Source organism: Photobacterium atrarenae (genome assembly GCF_024380015.1).
Classification (GTDB): domain Bacteria; phylum Pseudomonadota; class Gammaproteobacteria; order Enterobacterales; family Vibrionaceae; genus Photobacterium; species Photobacterium atrarenae.
This window is the reverse complement of the sequence record NZ_CP101508.1, coordinates 2,008,415-2,026,420: the sequence shown is the minus strand read 5'-3', so window position 1 is coordinate 2,026,420 and position 18,006 is coordinate 2,008,415. Positions and strand designations below refer to the sequence as shown.

General features: G+C 49.5%; 15 protein-coding genes. 8 read left to right on the top strand and 7 right to left on the bottom strand.

Annotation, left to right across the window (positions count from 1 at the left end; all coding sequences use genetic code 11):
• The 4 genes from gnd to map all read left to right on the top strand — a co-directional run bounded on the left by gnd (nucleotide 1) and on the right by map (nucleotide 4,804).
• Entirely contained in the window at nucleotides 1-1,449 is a 1,449-nt protein-coding gene (gene gnd, locus NNL38_RS09635) for a decarboxylating NADP(+)-dependent phosphogluconate dehydrogenase (RefSeq protein WP_255387834.1), read from the top strand.
• A 677-nt stretch (nucleotides 1,450-2,126) separates the two neighbouring features.
• Nucleotides 2,127-3,674: an alanine/glycine:cation symporter family protein gene (locus tag NNL38_RS09630; protein WP_255387833.1), complete on the top strand. Its 1,548-nt coding sequence runs from the start codon at nucleotides 2,127-2,129 to the stop codon at nucleotides 3,672-3,674.
• A 151-nt stretch (nucleotides 3,675-3,825) separates the two neighbouring features.
• Nucleotides 3,826-4,032 carry a ParD-like family protein gene (locus NNL38_RS09625; protein WP_255387832.1) on the top strand — a complete coding sequence of 69 codons (207 nt, stop codon included), beginning with the start codon at nucleotides 3,826-3,828 and terminating at the stop codon, nucleotides 4,030-4,032.
• Nucleotides 4,025-4,804 carry a type I methionyl aminopeptidase gene (gene map, locus NNL38_RS09620; RefSeq protein WP_255387831.1) on the top strand — a complete coding sequence of 260 codons (780 nt, stop codon included), beginning with the start codon at nucleotides 4,025-4,027 and terminating at the stop codon, nucleotides 4,802-4,804. Before NNL38_RS09625 ends, map begins: the two co-directional genes overlap by 8 nt.
• Before the next feature lie 48 nt (nucleotides 4,805-4,852).
• Here map and NNL38_RS09615 read toward each other — a convergent pair whose 3' ends face one another.
• Nucleotides 4,853-5,614 carry an isocitrate lyase/PEP mutase family protein gene (locus tag NNL38_RS09615; RefSeq protein ID WP_255387830.1) on the bottom strand — a complete coding sequence of 254 codons (762 nt, stop codon included), beginning with the start codon at nucleotides 5,612-5,614 and terminating at the stop codon, nucleotides 4,853-4,855.
• Between the two features lie 161 nt (nucleotides 5,615-5,775).
• Between NNL38_RS09615 and NNL38_RS09610 the strand changes: the two genes are divergently transcribed.
• From NNL38_RS09610 to NNL38_RS09600, 3 genes are all read left to right on the top strand, one after another.
• Nucleotides 5,776-6,678, top strand: coding sequence for a LysR substrate-binding domain-containing protein (locus tag NNL38_RS09610; protein ID WP_255387829.1), 903 nt, complete (start codon nucleotides 5,776-5,778; stop codon nucleotides 6,676-6,678).
• Between the two features lie 545 nt (nucleotides 6,679-7,223).
• Nucleotides 7,224-7,442, top strand: coding sequence for a VF530 family protein (locus tag NNL38_RS09605; RefSeq protein WP_255387828.1), 219 nt, complete (start codon nucleotides 7,224-7,226; stop codon nucleotides 7,440-7,442).
• 68 nt (nucleotides 7,443-7,510) lie between these two features.
• Entirely contained in the window at nucleotides 7,511-7,984 is a 474-nt protein-coding gene (locus tag NNL38_RS09600; protein WP_255387827.1) for a GNAT family N-acetyltransferase, read from the top strand.
• Nucleotides 7,985-8,157: 173 nt separating this feature from the next.
• Here NNL38_RS09600 and NNL38_RS09595 read toward each other — a convergent pair whose 3' ends face one another.
• The 6 genes from NNL38_RS09595 to NNL38_RS09570 form a co-directional block, all read right to left on the bottom strand.
• Nucleotides 8,158-8,754, bottom strand: a complete 597-nt coding sequence (locus tag NNL38_RS09595; protein ID WP_255387826.1) for a DUF998 domain-containing protein — start codon at nucleotides 8,752-8,754, stop codon at nucleotides 8,158-8,160.
• Between the two features lie 292 nt (nucleotides 8,755-9,046).
• Nucleotides 9,047-9,889 (bottom strand): MBL fold metallo-hydrolase, encoded by an 843-nt coding sequence (locus NNL38_RS09590; RefSeq protein WP_255387825.1) that lies wholly within the window; start codon nucleotides 9,887-9,889, stop codon nucleotides 9,047-9,049.
• Between the two features lie 98 nt (nucleotides 9,890-9,987).
• Nucleotides 9,988-10,770: a class I SAM-dependent methyltransferase gene (locus NNL38_RS09585; RefSeq protein ID WP_255387824.1), complete on the bottom strand. Its 783-nt coding sequence runs from the start codon at nucleotides 10,768-10,770 to the stop codon at nucleotides 9,988-9,990.
• Between the two features lie 120 nt (nucleotides 10,771-10,890).
• On the bottom strand, nucleotides 10,891-11,685 hold the full coding sequence (locus NNL38_RS09580) for an FRG domain-containing protein (protein WP_255387823.1): 795 nt from the start codon (nucleotides 11,683-11,685) through the stop codon (nucleotides 10,891-10,893).
• 410 nt (nucleotides 11,686-12,095) lie between these two features.
• Entirely contained in the window at nucleotides 12,096-13,964 is a 1,869-nt protein-coding gene (locus NNL38_RS09575; protein ID WP_255387822.1) for a methyl-accepting chemotaxis protein, read from the bottom strand.
• A gap of 256 nt (nucleotides 13,965-14,220) precedes the next feature.
• Nucleotides 14,221-15,327: a phosphoribosylaminoimidazolesuccinocarboxamide synthase gene (locus tag NNL38_RS09570; RefSeq protein WP_255387821.1), complete on the bottom strand. Its 1,107-nt coding sequence runs from the start codon at nucleotides 15,325-15,327 to the stop codon at nucleotides 14,221-14,223.
• Between the two features lie 281 nt (nucleotides 15,328-15,608).
• Here NNL38_RS09570 and NNL38_RS09565 point away from each other — a divergent pair, with 281 nt between their 5' ends.
• Nucleotides 15,609-17,999, top strand: a complete 2,391-nt coding sequence (locus NNL38_RS09565) for an ATP-dependent helicase (RefSeq protein WP_255387820.1) — start codon at nucleotides 15,609-15,611, stop codon at nucleotides 17,997-17,999.
• The last annotated feature ends 7 nt before the right edge of the window (nucleotides 18,000-18,006 follow it).

The following is an 18,006-nucleotide window of genomic DNA, read 5'->3' as shown; positions in this document are numbered from 1 at the left end:
ATGAAAGCAGATATTGGTGTAATTGGCCTGGCGGTAATGGGCCAGAACCTTATCCTGAACATGAACGATAACGGTTTCAAAGTGGTTGCTTATAACCGCACCGTGTCGAAAGTTGACGAGTTTTTGAATGGTCCGGCGAAAGGCACCAACATCGTGGGTGCAACGTCGCTGCAGGATCTGGTCGACCAACTGGAGCGTCCGCGCAAAGTAATGCTGATGGTTCGTGCCGGTGGGGTGGTTGATCAGTTCATCGATAACCTGGTGCCACTGCTGGAAGAGGGTGACATCATCATCGATGGGGGGAACACCAATTATCCGGATACCAACCGTCGTTACGCTGAACTGCGCGAGAAAGGTATTCGCTACGTCGGTGCCGGAGTGTCTGGCGGTGAAGAAGGCGCCCGTTTCGGACCGTCTATCATGCCGGGCGGCGATCCGGAAGCATGGCCGCATGTGAAGCCAATTTTCCAGGCGATTTCTGCCAAAACCGAGCAAGGCGAAGCCTGTTGTGACTGGGTGGGCAAAGAAGGAGCCGGCCACTTTGTGAAAATGGTTCACAACGGCATCGAATACGGTGACATGCAGCTGATCAGCGAAGCGTACCACTTTATGAAAGAAGGCCTGGGCATGTCGCACGATGAGATGCAGCAGATCTTTGCCGAGTGGAACAAGACCGAGCTGGACAGCTACCTGATCGAAATCACCGCCGACATCCTGGGCTATAAAGATGAAGACGGTGCGCCGCTGGTTGAGAAAATCCTCGACACTGCGGGCCAGAAAGGCACCGGTAAATGGACCGGGATCAACGCCCTGGAGCACGGTATTCCACTGACGCTGATCACTGACTCTGTATTTGCACGCTGCCTGTCTTCACTGAAAGACCAACGTGTCGAAGCTGAGAAGCTGTTTAACAACCCAATCAGCAGCATTGACGGTGACAAAGCGCAATGGGTTGATGCCCTGCGTCAGGCACTGCTGGCGTCGAAAATCATCTCTTACGCGCAAGGGTTTATGCTGATCCGTGAAGCGTCGGAAGAGAACGGTTGGGATCTGAACTACGGCAACGTGGCGCTGATGTGGCGTGGCGGCTGTATCATCCGCAGCGCGTTCCTGGGCAACATCCGTGATGCGTTTGAAGCCAACCCTGAGCTGGCCTTCCTGGGTCTGGATCCTTACTTCAAGGAAATCCTGGAAAACTGTCTGCCGGCATGGCGTCAAGTCGTTGCCAAGTCGTTTGAATCCGGCTTGCCAATGCCATGTATGTCTTCGGCGCTGACGTTCCTGAATGGTTACACCACGGCGCGTCTGCCGGCCAACATGCTACAGGCGCAGCGTGACTATTTCGGTGCGCACACCTATGAGCGTACCGACAAGCCACGTGGTGAGTTCTTCCACACCAACTGGACCGGTAAAGGCGGCGATATTTCGTCGACGACGTACGACGTTTAATCTTACGTTGCCGAACAAGCACTCATCACTCAAGCGCGGTTGAACCAACCGCGCTTTTTTTATCTTTCATATCCCTTCATTCACATCCCTCCATCCCGCTTCTAACAGACTGCATATTCAGTCACGGACTGACGGCAAGCATCAGATAGCTGGATAGGAACAATCAGCCTGACATGATTTCACCCATGGTAGAATCGGTCTCATGAATCTCTGCTTTTGGATGAATTAAGTTAATCCATAATTGTGATGTAAATACACTTTTGGCAGCCAGAGCTGAGAATTCGCTGAAATACGATTTTGCATAGCATAAAGTTTTATCGGTCAAAACCAGGCGATGAATTGCACTCATTTCGTATAAAGATTGTGCTGATAAAATGTTGAAATGGTGCGAATAACTGGATTCATGCTGGATTAAGTGTGATCGATAACATAAAAATTGGCTGTCCGGTTACTAACTGAACAAATCGCTTGTGGTGTGTTTTTATGCGCAAAAGAATGAATACCTATGTGACTTAGGGCAAAAAGACAAAGACCCTGGATGTTGTTTTATTGTTGTTTAAGTGTGCTGGAGTTCACGCTGAATTGAGTGACAAAATAAAAATCTTAACATTCAACTTACAATCTGCTTATTATACTGACCAGCATTAACCATAATCTAATAAGACAGGGAGAACTTAATGCAGTCGATCGTAGATTTTCTGAATGGAATTATATGGAGCCCGGTACTGATTTATCTGTGCCTGGGTGCAGGTCTGTTTTATTCCATTACCACACGCTTCGTGCAAGTCCGTCACTTCCGTGAAATGTGGCGCCTGCTACTTTCCGGTAAAAGTTCTGATCAAGGTATTTCCTCTTTTCAAGCACTCGCCGTTTCTTTATCAGGACGTGTAGGTACCGGTAACATCGCTGGTGTTGCAGCAGCAATCGGTTTTGGTGGTCCAGGTGCAGTATTCTGGATGTGGGTTGTCGCCTTCCTGGGCGCTGCGACTGCATACACTGAATCTGCATTGGCGCAAATTTATAAAGAAGAAGATGAAGACGGTCAGTTCCGTGGTGGCCCGGCTTACTATATCGAGAAAGCCATGGGGCAGAAATGGTACGCCTGGTTGTTTGCTATCGCGACTGTGATTGCCTGTGGTGTGATGCTGCCGGGTGTTCAGTCCAACAGTATCGGTAACGCGGTTGAAGCGGCGTTTGGTACTGGCGGCATGATCGAAACCACCATGGGCACCATCAGCCTGGCGAAGATCATCACAGGTACTATGGTATCCATCGTTCTGGCATTCATTATCTTCGGTGGTGTGAAGCGAATTGCAAACTTCACGCAAATCGTGGTGCCATTCATGGCGCTGGCGTACATCATCATCGCGTTCGTTATCATTCTGCTAAACATCGACATGGTTCCAACCGTGTTCGGTATGATTGTGGGTGATGCTTTCACACCAATGGCTGGTGTGGGTGCTGCGATTGGCTGGGGTGTTAAACGGGGTGTTTACTCGAACGAAGCAGGTCAGGGGACAGGTCCACATGCTGCTGCGGCGGCTGATGTTCAGCACCCGGCTCAGCAAGGTCTGGTTCAGTCGTTCTCGATCTACATCGATACCCTGCTGGTGTGTTCTGCAACGGCCTTCATGATTATCATCACTGGCGCGTACAACGTTCACGGTGGTGCGGAAGGAACCTTCCTGGTTCAGAACCTGGCGGCTGATATTGGTGCCAACGGTCCGGTCTTCACGCAGATGGCGATTGAAAGCACCATGCCTGGCTTTGGTAAACCGTTCATTGCCTTTGCACTGTTCTTCTTCGCCTTCACTACTATCCTGGCGTACTACTACATTGCGGAAACCAATATTGCTTACATCCGTCGTTCCGTGAAAATTCCGGGCATGATGTTCGCGCTGAAAGTGGTCCTGACTGCTGCGGTATTCTACGGTACGGTGAAGACTGCGAATCTGGCTTGGGCCATGGGTGATGTGGGTGTTGGCCTGATGGCGTGGCTGAATATTGTCGGCATCCTGATCATCTTCTTCATGGCGAAACCAGCTCTGGCAGCGTTGAAAGACTATGAAGCGCAACAGAAAGCCGGCGTGAAAGAGTTCACTTTTGATCCAGTGAAGCTGGGCATCAAAAACGCGGACTTCTGGGAAAAACGTCTGAAAGATTCAGGTAAGCCTGCTGTGCAGCCTGAAGATGTGGATGGTGAGCCGGTGAAGCCGATCGCCTAATCACGGCAAACATTTCATGACAGATAAGGGTTAGCTTCGGCTAACCCTTTTTTTGTGTGTCTGGTTGTTGCTATGCACGATTGCACCCAGCATACCATCTATATACAATCCGTATATATTCTATATCTAATGTGTATCAAGGTGGCCTGTTTTGGGTATTGTGAAAATTTCCGATGATCTCCACGAGGAGATCCGTAAAGCCAGCCAGGTAATGTCCCGCTCGATCAATGCCCAAGCTGAGTTCTGGGTAAAGATGGGGATGCTGGCCGAGATGAATCCGACCATGAGCTATAACGAGTTAGTTCAAATGCTGTTGCGTGAAACCGTGGTGCCGCCGGCGGAGGTCGTCAATGAATAGGGTGGCGCTTAAAACGGCCCAGGAAGCCGACTTAATGCGCGAATCTGGCCGTTTGCTGGCGCAGGTTTTCGCCATGCTCGATGACTTTATCGAGCCCGGCGTGACGACCATGGCAATCAATGATCGGGTTGAGACGTTCATCACTGGTGAGCTGAAGGCCCGACCGGCCAGCAAAGGTCAGTATGATTACCCGTATGCGTTGAACACGTCGATCAACGAAGTGATCTGCCACGGGATGCCGAGTGAGCAGAAAAAGCTGGGTCGGCGGGACATTATCAACGTTGATGTTACGCTGGAAAAAGACGGTTTTATTGCCGATTCCAGCAAGATGTACGTGATGCCGGATGCCCCCCCGATTGCCCGCAAGCTGGTGGATGTCACCTATCAGGCGATGTGGCAGGGGATCAAGAAAGTGCGCCCCGGGGCTCGGCTGGGAGATATCGGCCATGCCATTCAGCAGCATGCCGAACGCTCCGGATTCAGCGTGGTGCGCGAATATTGTGGCCACGGTATCGGCCGGGAAATGCATGAAGAACCGCAAGTGCTGCATTACGGTCTGCCGGATACCGGGCTGATGCTGCATGAGGGAATGACGTTCACCATTGAGCCGATGATTAACCAGGGCACCGAAAAGACCAAAACCAAGCGCGATGGCTGGACGGTGATCACCCGGGATAAAAAGCTGTCGGCCCAGTTCGAACATACCGTGCTGGTCACCGCCGACGGCTTCGAAGTTTTAACCTTGCGGGAAGGCGAGCAAATTCCGGCTTGAGCGTGATGAGCCGGAGAAGTGCTGCGGCGGCACTTCTCCGAGTCATTTTTAGCTGAATAACGCTGCGCACGAACCGTGCTGTTTCATCTCTACCAGCTGATGGCTCAAATGAGTGTACATCCGCTCAAAAGCAAAATTACCGGTGCTGATCCGCTTGACCCCCAACTCAGCCAAGATCTCAAAACCCGGCAGATCCGGCATCGCCATGACATTGAGAGGGAGCTTTGTTGCTTCTGCGACAGCTTGGATATCATCCGGCTGGGTGATGCAGGGGACAAACAGGCCATCGGCTCCGGATGCCTGATATAGTTGCGCGCGCTTGATGGTTTCGGCACGCGCCTCGTCCACACCCAGTAGGAATGTATCACAGCGAACATTGATGAAGATTTCTACCTGGCGTTGTTGCAAGATTTCGCGCACGTTCAAAAGCAGGGTTGCAAATTCATTGGCATCACAAAGGTGACGGTTTGTCTCTACACGGCTATCTTCGAAATTGATCCCAACCACGCCAAGCTCGGCCAGTTGCTGAATATGATCCGCAATGATTTCCGGCGACTGGCTGTAACCCGCTTCGATATCCACACTTAACGGCAATAAAGTTGCGCTGGCAATCCGCCGGACCATAAATACCAACTCGTGAAATGGCATCTGTTCGCCATCGTCATACCCAAGCAGGCTGGCGATCGCAGCGCTGGAGGTGCCTAAGGCCTGATAACCGGCTTGCTCTGCACAACGGGCGCTGGCGGCATCCCAAACGTTGCCGATGAGTAATGGAGTTGCTTGTTGGTGTAACTGGGTAAATGTGTGCATTCGCTTGGTTCCTCAATAGGGTTTTGGTGGCTGTCGCGTCATTCCTTTGTTGCTGTATTCATTGTGCTTCTCGGCATGGATGAACGCCAACGATACAAATCGACTTTTTAAATAAGCAATGCTTATAATGCTTGCTCGTGAATTGCCCGCAGAATTCCAAAATGTATAGAAATATCAATTTACTCGTGACATTTGAGTGTGCTGCCCGGCATCACAGTTACAGCCTGGCAGCGGGAGAGCTTTGTATTTCTCAAGCCGCCGTCAGCCAGCAAATGCGACAGTTAGAGCGGGATTTAGGATGCCGGCTGTTTATTCGGAAAAACCGGCAAATGTTACTGACCCAGCAAGGGCAGACCCTGTTTGATGGCGCGCAACAGGCACTGAAAATGATCAACCGCACTTTGAATCATATTCACACCGAAGAGATTGCAGGGGAGCTGACCATCAGCTCGACCCAGGCGTTTACTACGTTATGGCTGATGCCGCGATTGCAGCGCTTTTCCGAGTTACACCCGGAGATCCAAGTGCGTATCGTCTCTTCACCAGGTTTTGATGATCTCAAACACTCGCATATCGATCTGGCGATCCGATTCGGGGTTGATGTGGAGAAACACACGCCGAAAAGCCTTGCCTGTGAGTATTTTGGCGAAGACTTTGTCTATCCGGTCTGTTCAGCCCGGCTTCACGAAAAGCTGGCATTCACGTCTGCGCAAGATTTACTTTCCACTTGGCTCGTCACGCTGGAAAATCCCGGCAACTATAGCTGGCATCACTGGTTTGAAGGTGCCGGCGTTGACGGTTGGGAGGAGCATGAACAGTGGACGCGTGTCAGCAGCACAGATATGGCCTTAAATGCGGTGTTGAGTGGTCATGGCATCACGTTGGCTGCGATTTACCTCTGTCGTCGGCAACTCGAGACGGGTGAATTGGTGATCCCATTCGAGCAGCCACATCCGAACTCGGTGAAACGCTACTTCGTCTACGATCCGCACTCAGCGAAAAAAGCTCGCTTACAGATTTTTATGCAGTGGTTGAAAACCGCGATGACGAGCGGGGGAGGATGAGCCCTCATTACCGAAGTGATTGATCCAAGTTTTGGATGAATCCAATTGTATCCGCTACTCGGCGCTGTGTCCGCGGTTTCTTTTCTGATAGCGTTTCTACGCAATCCTGCGCTTCGAACTGCAACCATCATTAATTCAGTAATACCAACGATGGTTTTACCTCAACCAACAGTTCCGCTCCATGTGATCCATGCCGATCAGGATCAATTCACGTCATTGGCGAGCGTCAAAGACTTTGTGGGAAGTCATACTGACAGCAGTATTAAACTCACTGAGTGGCAGGGCGCCATTTTTCAATAGAAGGCATCGCGCGATCAGGTGTGTGGAAAGACTGGGGCGAACAGCCGAAGTGAAGTTGCGTTGATGGACTTGAAGCGTCTTGAGGCAGTGTCAACCAATCTGACATTGACCGTCTGTGACACAGTAAGAGAGCGATGATAATCGCGTGGTTGACAGCGTTTTCTGGTAAAATCCCAAAATTGTGTCTGTGACAGCTCCCTCTGGATCAGGCACGGCATTGACTATTTCACAAAGGAAACCGCTCCATGAGCCAGCAACAACCGAACAACCCATTACATGGCCTGACGCTTGAAAAGATCCTCACACGCTTAGTCGAACATTACGGTTGGGATGGCTTATATAACGAGATCAAGGTGAACTGCTTCTACAACGATCCATCGATAAAGTCTTCCCTGAAGTTTCTGCGCAAAACGCAGTGGGCGAGGGACAAAGTCGAATCATTATATATTCACACTTTTACCTGATCCTGAAAAACATGCAGCGCTTTGGCTACGAGCATTGGGCTATCTGACAAAACGAGCAAGGAAGGTACATGGTTGTATTAAGGGAAATGCGCCAGGAAGAATATCCCGCATATTGTGATTATTTTATTGATGATTACAGCCGCGAGATTGCGCAAAACTACGGTCATTCCATGGATGTTGCGGTAGCGTTAGCCCAAAAGGATTTACGCCGAAGCTTCCCGAATGGCCTTGAAAAGAACGATCATTCTCTGTTGTGTATTGATGCTGAGGTCAACGGTGAGGTGTGTTTAGTCGGCTATCTTTGGCACTCGATTCATGCCGCCGATCATTCGACATTCATTTATGACTTCTTCGTTGACCCTGGATATCGTGGCAAAGGTATTGGCAAACAAGCGATAGCCGCGTTGGAAAATCAGCTTGCTCTGGCTGGTGTTTCGCAGATCAAGCTCCGAGTCGCTTATCATAACCAGCGCGCCCTCAAGCTGTACCAGGACGTTGGTTTTGCGATCACCGGTTACAACATGGCTAAGAATATAGGATAAGGGTGAGTCGGCAAGCCTCCGTTAAATAGGGGCGCTTATCACCGCTATCAGTGCAGGGTTTTAAGTCGGGCGTATCCTCATCAGGTCTTGTTACATTGGAACAGCCTGATTTCGAAATGACGCCTATTTTTGTCCCGGCCACGTGGCGACTGTGATAATGCGTTACTTCTCTTTCATGATATCTCGAAGATAGAAAAAACAAACAGCCATATAATTTGAGAGCCATAGCTTAGCCGCTGATGCAGGCCAGGATTCGTCCTGGCTTTGAAAGCCAAACTCAGCGTGTATGAAAAGAACAAGCTGCCAATCAGGCAAACAAAGGAAATTGTCCGGAGCGCGAATGGGAATGAACTTGAAAAAAGGACAATGGCCGGAGCAATGATGAATGAAAGCAGCATGACCGCGCCAGACCATGAGTGAATATTGCAACTTGTCGATGGGGTTGCCGTGTAAGGATCAGCATCCATCGGGAAAAAACCGCAAACCCACGTACACAAGCCGTGAATAATGATCATTGACCCGATTGCAATGGTCGCTATGGATGCGGAGTCGGTTGATACAAGATAGTAGCCAAATAGAATGAAAAGAAAACCCAGGGGATAATTATTGATTGCTGGCGACAACTTCTGCGTGGGGCTGTCCAATGCACCCAGCTCACTACAAAATTGTGTGGCATGGCTGTAGTTGGGATAGAAGAGGGAAGCGATATAAATACCAAGAACTATCCATATGGATGCAGCGATGCCAGCATACTGAATCAAACTTTCCATGTTTGAAATCCTCCTTGAAAACTCATCAATGTCATGGAATCCACCTCATCAGGCTTTTCCAACGGGGTATGTCTGATTCATACACACCGGAAGCCATTATGTCTAAATCTGTCCATGGCATTGATTTTGCTGAAATGAGCTTCAGTATCCATGGTGAGGAGCATCAAGACAAGTTGTTGATTCACAAAACAGTGCATCTTCAATCGGTCAACATTGCGTCATGAAATGCACAATCACCGGCGCGCTTAAGCGCGCCCGGCGTTGTTGGGGCGAAGTTGGTTGATTTTTTTCTTTATTTGCTTTGTTCTTCCAGCAATTTTTTTGCGCCACGCGCTTCAAGGACATCCAGAAAATCTTGGAACCCATCTTTATCGATAAACGGATTCATTCCTTCGGAGGGTTTAGCTTTTCGCGCAAAAATCTGAGCCAGATGGGGGTGACTCGCCAAATTAACTTCGACTGCAGGCGTGGCTTGTGAAATGCTCCTGATCCTTTCTACGCTTTGAACATATTTTTCAGCTAAATCCAGGCCATTGAAGTTGGTACCATTTCCACCAACAATAAATGCTCTGTGTTCAGTGCCTTTGTTTTTCACGAAAAAGTCTATTGAAAAGGTTCCCTTTGTATGTCCTGGCGTTGAATAGAATTTAAATCGCTTGTTTCCAACGACGAGTTCATCTTTATCTTGAGCGAATTTGTCCACCCTTGGTGGCACAAATTGATTTTTTCCTTTGGATTTCTCCGATTGAGATTTTGCCAACAGGGAGCCTTCATAGGATATGATTAGCTTGCTACCATATTTTCTCTGAATATATTCTGCAGAACCTACATGGTCAGAATGCCCATGCGTGATGATTATGTATTTTAGATCTTTTGGGTTTAGTCCGAGTTTCTCGATATTTTCAGGGATCCAACGTCCGTAGGGGCTTTCTAAGGAATCAACGAGAACAAGTCCATCTGAAGTTGTGATTAAATACGCGGATACCCACTTGTCTCCCACGTAGTACAGGTCATCGAACATCTGAAAAGGTTCGACATATCCATTTTTTTCTGTCTTTTCAGGGATAAATTCGACTTGCTCAAGTGCAAAAGATTGAAACGACAGAAGGATGATTAACAATATAGAATACTTCATAACTCTCTCTTGAATGCTAACGGATGACATGGATTTGTAAATCTCTCATCATTCTAATCGTCACCTCAGGGCGTGTTGTTATTCGCATACACTAAATATTACTTACCAACTTTTTTGTAAGCGACAACATGGGAAAGAAAAAGTAACGAATACCGTTCATTAAACCTTATTTTGTACTCAATTTCATCTTCGGATATTTTTTCCCAATTTATACCAAAGTAGTCATTAATGTCATCGACTGCTTCACTTTCTTCTTTTAAGTGTTTTTTGCTCCACTGATAAGTACATGACAAAATCAGCATCCCATTTAAAGCAGTTGCATCCATTAACGCTTCAACTATGGTTTTTGGCGACTCACATTGATCAAGCACATTGAGGCAAATGACTAAGTCAAATTTTTTGGGAACCAGACCATGTTCAAAAGGTGCTTCTATCAAGGTGAATGCAACATGATTGCATGCTTTTGCTATTGGTGAAGCATCAAATTCAAAATAACCCAGCTCTTTCAAACTCTTGATATAAGGGAATTGACATTTAGCACCTTCGATAATGATCTGCTTGAAATTTGATAGTAAGCGATGAGATGGTTCAACGACTGTGACAGAGCGAATGGTGGGAATGTTAGTAACTAATTCGTAACTATTTCTTCCTAAAGCCGGCCCCACTTCTAATGCGCTTTTTGGATAAATATTTTCAGCTTCGATAGCCTCAATAACAAACTGAGCCACGCTTTGTGTGTGACTTGATTCGATAAATGACTCAGGAACGTGCTTAGATTTGCTCTCTAATTGTTCAGTTACTCCATTTAGGCGAAGTTTATCAAGCCATTGAATCTCATAGTATGCAGCTAATCCTTTTGGATCTATGTAAAAATCGTCCACCAATAATTCCTTCTATAAAGTTTATTCTTTCAGTGGGCATAAGGTTTGCCACGATCAACTCACCAAGCCCACGAAACTCCAAACCGAAATCGCCGAGTATAACACATCACCTTGTTGCCTTTAGGGCTGTGATAGGTCAAGAGTTACTTTTGCTGTATATACTGACATTTTCCCAGACTCAATTGGCGTGTGAACAAAGGATTTAACTTCTTGAGCAATGCCAGCCAAACCCGGGTAGATAAATGATGTTGATATCCCAAAAGTTCTGAGCCTACGTCTTAGCTCGGGTTTCCAATATCCTTTAATCTTAAACAAACTGACATCATCTAACTCTAGTGGTTTAAATGGATTAGCCGGGCAAGAGAATACTGAACGCTGATTCAAATAACGCGAATCGTTATACTTAGGGCGGATAAAAATGAAACTCCCCTGATTAGATTGCAACGCGAATATACTTATTGGTTCTTGAGATTTTTCTTTCATATAGTTAGCAGTTGTTGGATCAAATATTTCATATTGATCTGTTATGATCTGCTTAGTGGCATATACCATACCATCCGTTTCGTCGTCTTTTTCAACTGCAAAAAACAGTGCGACCAGAGGGTTAGATGTCCAATCTAATAATCGGGTTGGGAGCCCATAGTGTTGCGCTAGAAACAACCACTCAAAATCTGTTTTTGGTGTATCATCCGAGCTTAACACAGGTGCCGATAATCTTTTAAACTCTTCATTCAAATTATGCTCTACTGAAGAAATATCGCCATGTACACCATCCTCTATTCCACGCCCAAGAGAAGGAATCAACTTGTATGATTGATCTGTAACTCCCCTAAACACATATTCTGGGCCACCTGATTTATCTTTATAAACAAAGGAAAGATATTCAACCCAAAATTCATCAACAGATTTAAACATTATTACTCCTTGTTTGAATAAAGCCTTAACAGTCAATGATGCTGAATACTAAATAACATGCGTATCATCTTGCCTAGACTTTAAACACATTATCTTGAGGAGCAAGCACTTAGGTTTGGCTTTGATATCTATGCTCGGTTTTTCGTGCGAGCAAAGCTATTATATGCATGTCATGAGACCTCGTATGCACCAGATTATCATAGAAAAGTATTTAATATCAGATAAATAGAGTTTTAGATCCTGTGCTAAGAGCGCCTTTTTTTCCTCGTGAACGATACGATGAATATTGCAAACCTGAGGATACCATTGATGACTGTCTATCAGCGGTTCTTCATCGGGTTGGCGGGACACAGACAACAAAAAAGCCACGATGAAACATCGTGGCTTTTGGGTCTTCGGGGTAGGGACGATTAAACCGTGAACTTACTCATCACTTCTTCCTGCTGATGGACTTTCTGGATCTGTTGCTCCATCGCCTGATTGGTGTTTTCGGCACCATCAGCCACCTGCACCGACAGCTCTTTGATGTTGAGGGTGTTGGTGTTGATCTCTTCGGCAACCAGGCTTTGCTCTTCGGCTGCTGAGGCGATTTGCAGGTTCATTTCGTTGATCTTCTCAATGGCAACATTGATTTGATTCAGAGCCTCGTCCGCTTCCTGGGCCTTGATGACCGTATTGGCAGCGGTTTGCTTGCTGTCACCCATCACATTGGCAGCCGTTGTCGCGCCGGACTGTAACTGCTCAATCATCTGGCGAATTTCGGTGGTGGATTCCTGGGTGCGTTGGGCCAGGGTCCGAACCTCATCGGCAACAACGGCGAAGCCACGGCCGGATTCCCCGGCGCGGGCCGCTTCAATCGCGGCGTTGAGGGCCAGCAGGTTGGTTTGATCGGCAATTTCGTTGATCACCTGCAAGATGGACTCGATGTTGCCGGTATCGCTTTCCAGCTGTTTCACCACGTCGACGGTGCGATCGATCTGGGCAGACAGATCATGAATTGCTGCGGTGGTGTGGGAGACAATCTGGCTCCCTTCAGACACTGAGGACTCAGCGGCCTGGGCGGCAGAGGCAGCATGCTGGGCATTGCTGGCGACATCAGCAGAGGTTGTCGCCATTTCATGCATTGCTGTCGCTAGCTGATCCAGCTCTGACAGCTGAGAGGACATTGCCCCGGCGGACTCCTTGGCCCCGGCGGCAGTCTGTTCGGTGCTGTGCAGGATGTCCTGGCTCAGTGACTTGGACTCGATGATCAAGTGTTGCAGCTTTTCGGTAAAGGCGTTGAAGCCTTTCGCCAGCTCGGCAAATTCTTGATCGGTATTGGTATCCAGGCGGCGGGTCAAATCGCCATGGCCGGAGGCGACATCCTGAATCGCATCATTGAGATCCTGGATCGGGCGCATCAGCACTTTGATCAGCAGCAGCAGGGCCACGATGCCGGTGATCAGCGCAATCACCGAGTAGAGGATGGAATCGGTTTTCAGCTTATCGACCGTAGCAAAGGCCAGGCTTTCATCCAGCACGGCACCGACATACCAGTTCTGACCCGGCACCTGAGTGAATGAAACGTTCAGCTGCTTACCGTCCTGGTCCAGCGTCACTGGTTGTTCACTGATCGCGATGTTCCCCAGGAAGGACGACATCGCCTGACCGTTATAGTCGGCATTCGGGTGGGCAATCACGGTGCCGTGATTGTCGACGATAAACAGGTACCCGGCATCAAACAGCGAGACCTGGTTCACTAGTGTAGCCAGGCCGCTCAGGCTGACATCAAAGAAAATGGCGCCTACAAATCGGTTTTGCTCAAATAAAGGGGTGGCGATAGACACCAGCATTTCTTTGGTCAGGGTATCGGGATACGGCTGGGTAATGATCAGGTCGCGGCTCTGCTGGGTGGCTTTATACCAAGGGCGGCTGCGCGGATCCCAGTTGGCGCCCGGGTTCCAGTTTGGATCGCTGCTGATGTAGCTGCCATCGCGTTCGAAACCCTGTCCGGCCAGCAAGAAAGCATTATGGATGGCCGGCTGATTCAGCACGGTCTGGATATTGTCCGCCGACAGATCCTGTTCAATCAGGCTGGTGGCGTAGCGGGCCAGCGATTTACTGCTGTTGAGCTCCGCATTGATGGTATTACTCATGCCGGACACAATTTCATCGATACTGTGGACAACCAGAGACTGAATCTCAGCTTTGGTTTTGAAATATTGGTTGGCGGAGAGCAGGGATAGGGCAGCAAGCAAGATGGCAGAGGATGTTGCAACAATCTTATGGCTGAACTTCATAGAATGAGACCTCAACGAGCACATGATGTGCCGTATTGTCCCTCGCTGGTGATAGAGATGTTAATCAAAGATGTCGAATTATGTGATCATGGAATATGAATAATTTGTTCCAGGTCATTTTTTGTTTAAATCTTGAACGGGTTGGCGTGGTTCGACAGCGAAATGTTGTTCCTATCAACAACTTTTCAGCGATTAAATATGCAACAAAACGAAAAATGGCGGCATACATGCCGCCATTTTTAACAGAGTTGAAACCTTATTCTGCGATCAAATCATACTCACTGCGCAAGATATCAATGATTTCAGCTTTCGGGTTATCGCTGAGGTGAATCGGCTGACCGGTAATTTTCTCAGCAATGCCAGTGTAGACTTTGGAGACCTGCATCAGGACTTCCTGTGGCAGAGCGTTATCACGCGCCAGCGCCTCACGCTCATCCATGCGGTCTTTATTGAGCAGGATATCCGGATCCGGGAAGTGGTTGAGCAGCAGCTGACGAAACTCTTCTTTTGAATTTTCAACAATGCGGCCGTCACGATACGCGGCACCATCCCAGATGCGTGAGGAATCCGGGGTGCCGACCTCATCCATATAAATCAGCTTTTCCTTGCCTTCGGCATCGGTAACATAGCCGAACTCAAACTTGGTATCGACGAAGATCTGATCCAATTTCGCTAGCGCGTTGCTGATCACCTTGAAACCGTCTTTGAGCAGGGTTTCGTAGCGGTCGATGTCTGCCGGAGAACTGAAGTTAAACGCGGCGTAGTTGTCTTCGATATTGCGGCGGGTGATATTGACATCATCAGCTTCCGGCACGCCCGGAATGCCTTTGAGGATCCCTTTGGTCGACGGGGTGATCAGTAGCTCCGGCAGTTTCTGATCTTTGCTCAGCCCTTCCGGCACTTCAATGCCACAGAATGCACGCTCGCCCTTGTCGTAGGCACGCCACATCGAGCCGGTGATGTACTGGCGGCAGATCGCCTCGATTTTCACCGGCTTGGCTTTCTGAACGATCCAGACAAACGGATGCGGGATATCCAGGATATGGCTGTCGGCCAGGCCGTTGTCACGGAAAAGCTGGAACCAGTGGTTGGAAATCGCATTCAAAGCGGCCCCTTTGCCCGGAACGCCTTTCATGCCGCCTTCGCCGTGCCAGATACAGTCAAAGGCCGAAATCCGATCACTGATCACCATGATGGCCAGCGGGGCATCCGGCTTCACGTTGTAGCCTTTCTCTATGATCAGGCGGCGGCTGTCAGCTTCCGTCAGCCAGTAGACAGAGCGTACTTTACCACTGTGGACAGGCTGGTCAGTACGGATCGGGAGGTCATCATTTACAGCGAGAACTTGATCGGCAAGGCTCATGGTGAATTCCTATTTCAAGAGTCGGGATACAGTCAAACAGGCCGCGCGGCGAGTTGAACAATCAACACGGCTCGTGCTGCCAATGGCGCTGATGATAGCAAAACCGTAACTGGCTTTCAGCAACAAAAGCAAACGTTTGCGCAATTAATTTTTGGAGAGCAGCAAGGCCGGGTGGTCACATCTTACCCAAATGAAATTTTTGTCAGGCGAAATGGCCGCGCCTGTGGCAAAATCTCTGGTTTGTCAGCTTATTTTCTTTCAGACTCAGGCCATCGCTATCTATGACGAGCTATACTCCCGAGCAGACCGCATTTATTCATCATGACTCAGGCAACGCCCTCTGTATCGCGGGAGCCGGCACCGGAAAAACCACCACCCTGGTTGGTCTGATTGAACAAAAGCTGGCACATATTCCGGCCGGGGAAATGCTGGTGCTGATGTTTAACCGCGATATCCGTACCGACTTTCAGCAGAAGCTCCAGGACAGTGGCCTCGGCCAGGCCGTTCCGGTCCACACCTTTCACAGCTTTTGTCTGCGCCTGCTCAATCAATCCGGCTTCATGGCCCAGACGGGATATCGGGTTGATTATCAGAGCGGCGAAAGTGATAAATCCCTGGTCAAGCAGGTGCTTCGCGCCATCGCCGGCACAGAAAAAAACTATCAGCGCCAGCAGATGATCAAAGATCCGAAAACCATCGAGCTGTTACTGAGCTTTATCGGTCTGGTCAAAGCCTACATGCTGCCGCCGCGGGAGGTGTTTCAACTGGCAGAGATCAGCCGGGACTATCTGTTCATCCTTGATGGGTTTGAGCAGTTTGAAACCCTGCGCAAGCAACAAAAAGTGTTGTTCTTTGACGACTGGCTGGTGGAGTCGGTCAAGCTGCTGGAGAACAATGAGGCGATCCGCAGCCATTATCACCAACACTGCAAGCTGGTGGTGGTCGATGAGTTTCAGGACATCAACACCGCCCAGTACCGGCTGCTCAAGCAGTTGCTCGGCCCGCAGACCCAACTGCTGGCGGTGGGGGATGTCGACCAGTGTATCTACAAGTGGCGCGGCAGTGCGCCGCAGTTTATGCTCAATTTTGAGCAGGATTTTGCACCGGCCAAAACTTATACCCTGTCACGAACCTTCCGCTTTGGTCACAGCCTGGCGCTCTCTGCCAGCCACCTGATTGCCAACAACAAGCAGCGCTTTCATGATTTTCTGACTGTCTCTGATAGGGGGATCGACGATACCCGGTTTGAGGTACTCGGCACTTCACGTCAGGTCGGCGAAATTGCCCAGGCGATCCAAAAAGATCTGGCGGCAGGGAGCGATCCGTCTCAGCAGGCGATTCTGGTCCGGCGCTGGTCACAGACCCTGCTGTTTGAGCTGGCGTTTCTCAGTAAGCAGGTGCCGTACCATATGCCGGTGCCGTCGGTGCTCGCCAGTAGCCGGGAAGTGAAATTGCTGATCGAACTGATGTCGCTCGCCACCGGCCGTTATGATCAATTGCCGGAGTCGAACAAAGGGCAGTTGTTGTTTAACCTGATGAGCTTCCCGCACTGTTATGTGCCGAACAAAACCCTGCGCCCGCTGTGCGATCAGCTGGCTGGGATGGACTCCGGCCAGTGGCTGACTTTTATCCGCCGCTATGAAAAAGCCAACAGCAGCCTCAAGCTCGAGAACCTGATCGAGCGGCTGGACTTGCTGGTTCGGCTGCAACGCAAGGGCAGTTTTCAGGCGTTGGAGGTTTTTAACCAGTACCGAAATGAAAGCGGTTTGGATAACTGGATCTGGAAAACCGAAGCCACGGCGACCGAGATCGAAGAAGCAGTGGAGCGGCTCGACAGTGTCGCGACCGTGCTGGAAACCATGGATCAGCCGTGCGAGAAAGCGTTGCAGTATTTCGAATACTATACCCAGCAATCGGTTAATCATGACAGGGAAGCGGGTGCGCGCGGGGTACAGCTGACCACCATATTCCGCGCCAAGGGCTGCGAATATGATCGGGTTTACCTGCCGTTCTGGGACAAAGATGCCTTTCCTTATATGAACAAGTCGTCCGGCAGCATCGGCGCAGACATTGAAGAAGAGCGGCGGTTAGCTTATGTCGCCATGACCCGGGCTAAGCAGCAAGCGACAGTTTACTTCACCGAACCGGAGAAGACCGCTGCCAATGCCGGGAAAGCCACCAACGCCAGTACCTTTGTGCTGGAGGCCAAAGCCGGCGTGGCGACAGAAGTCGGTCCGCTGTTGTATCAGGAGGGCGAGCTGCCTTATCACGCCTCACCGATCGTCGCGGAATACTACAAGCGGCTGGGACGGGAAGCCGATGTGCGAGCGCCTTGCAAAGAGCCACCTAAGCAAGAAGCACCTTGCAAAGAAACACCAGAACAAGCGGTTTCGACATTGGATGCGGCAGCATCTGAGGATTTAGCGTCCGGGTTAGCAATCGCAGCAGGACAGCACCCGGATTACAGCTATGGCTGGGCGCTGCGCCAACCTTTGCCGGATAATGCTACCAAGGTGCTGCAGGCGATGATCCGGAGCAAAACTGCCAAATATCTTGATGGCGAGATCAGCCGCCTGTGCCGGGAGTTGAAATCAGCCCCGCCAACCAAGCAGCAGGTCCTGGTCAATCGCCTGATTGTTGCTACCCATGCCAGAAGTCGGGTACGACGCTGAGTTGCCA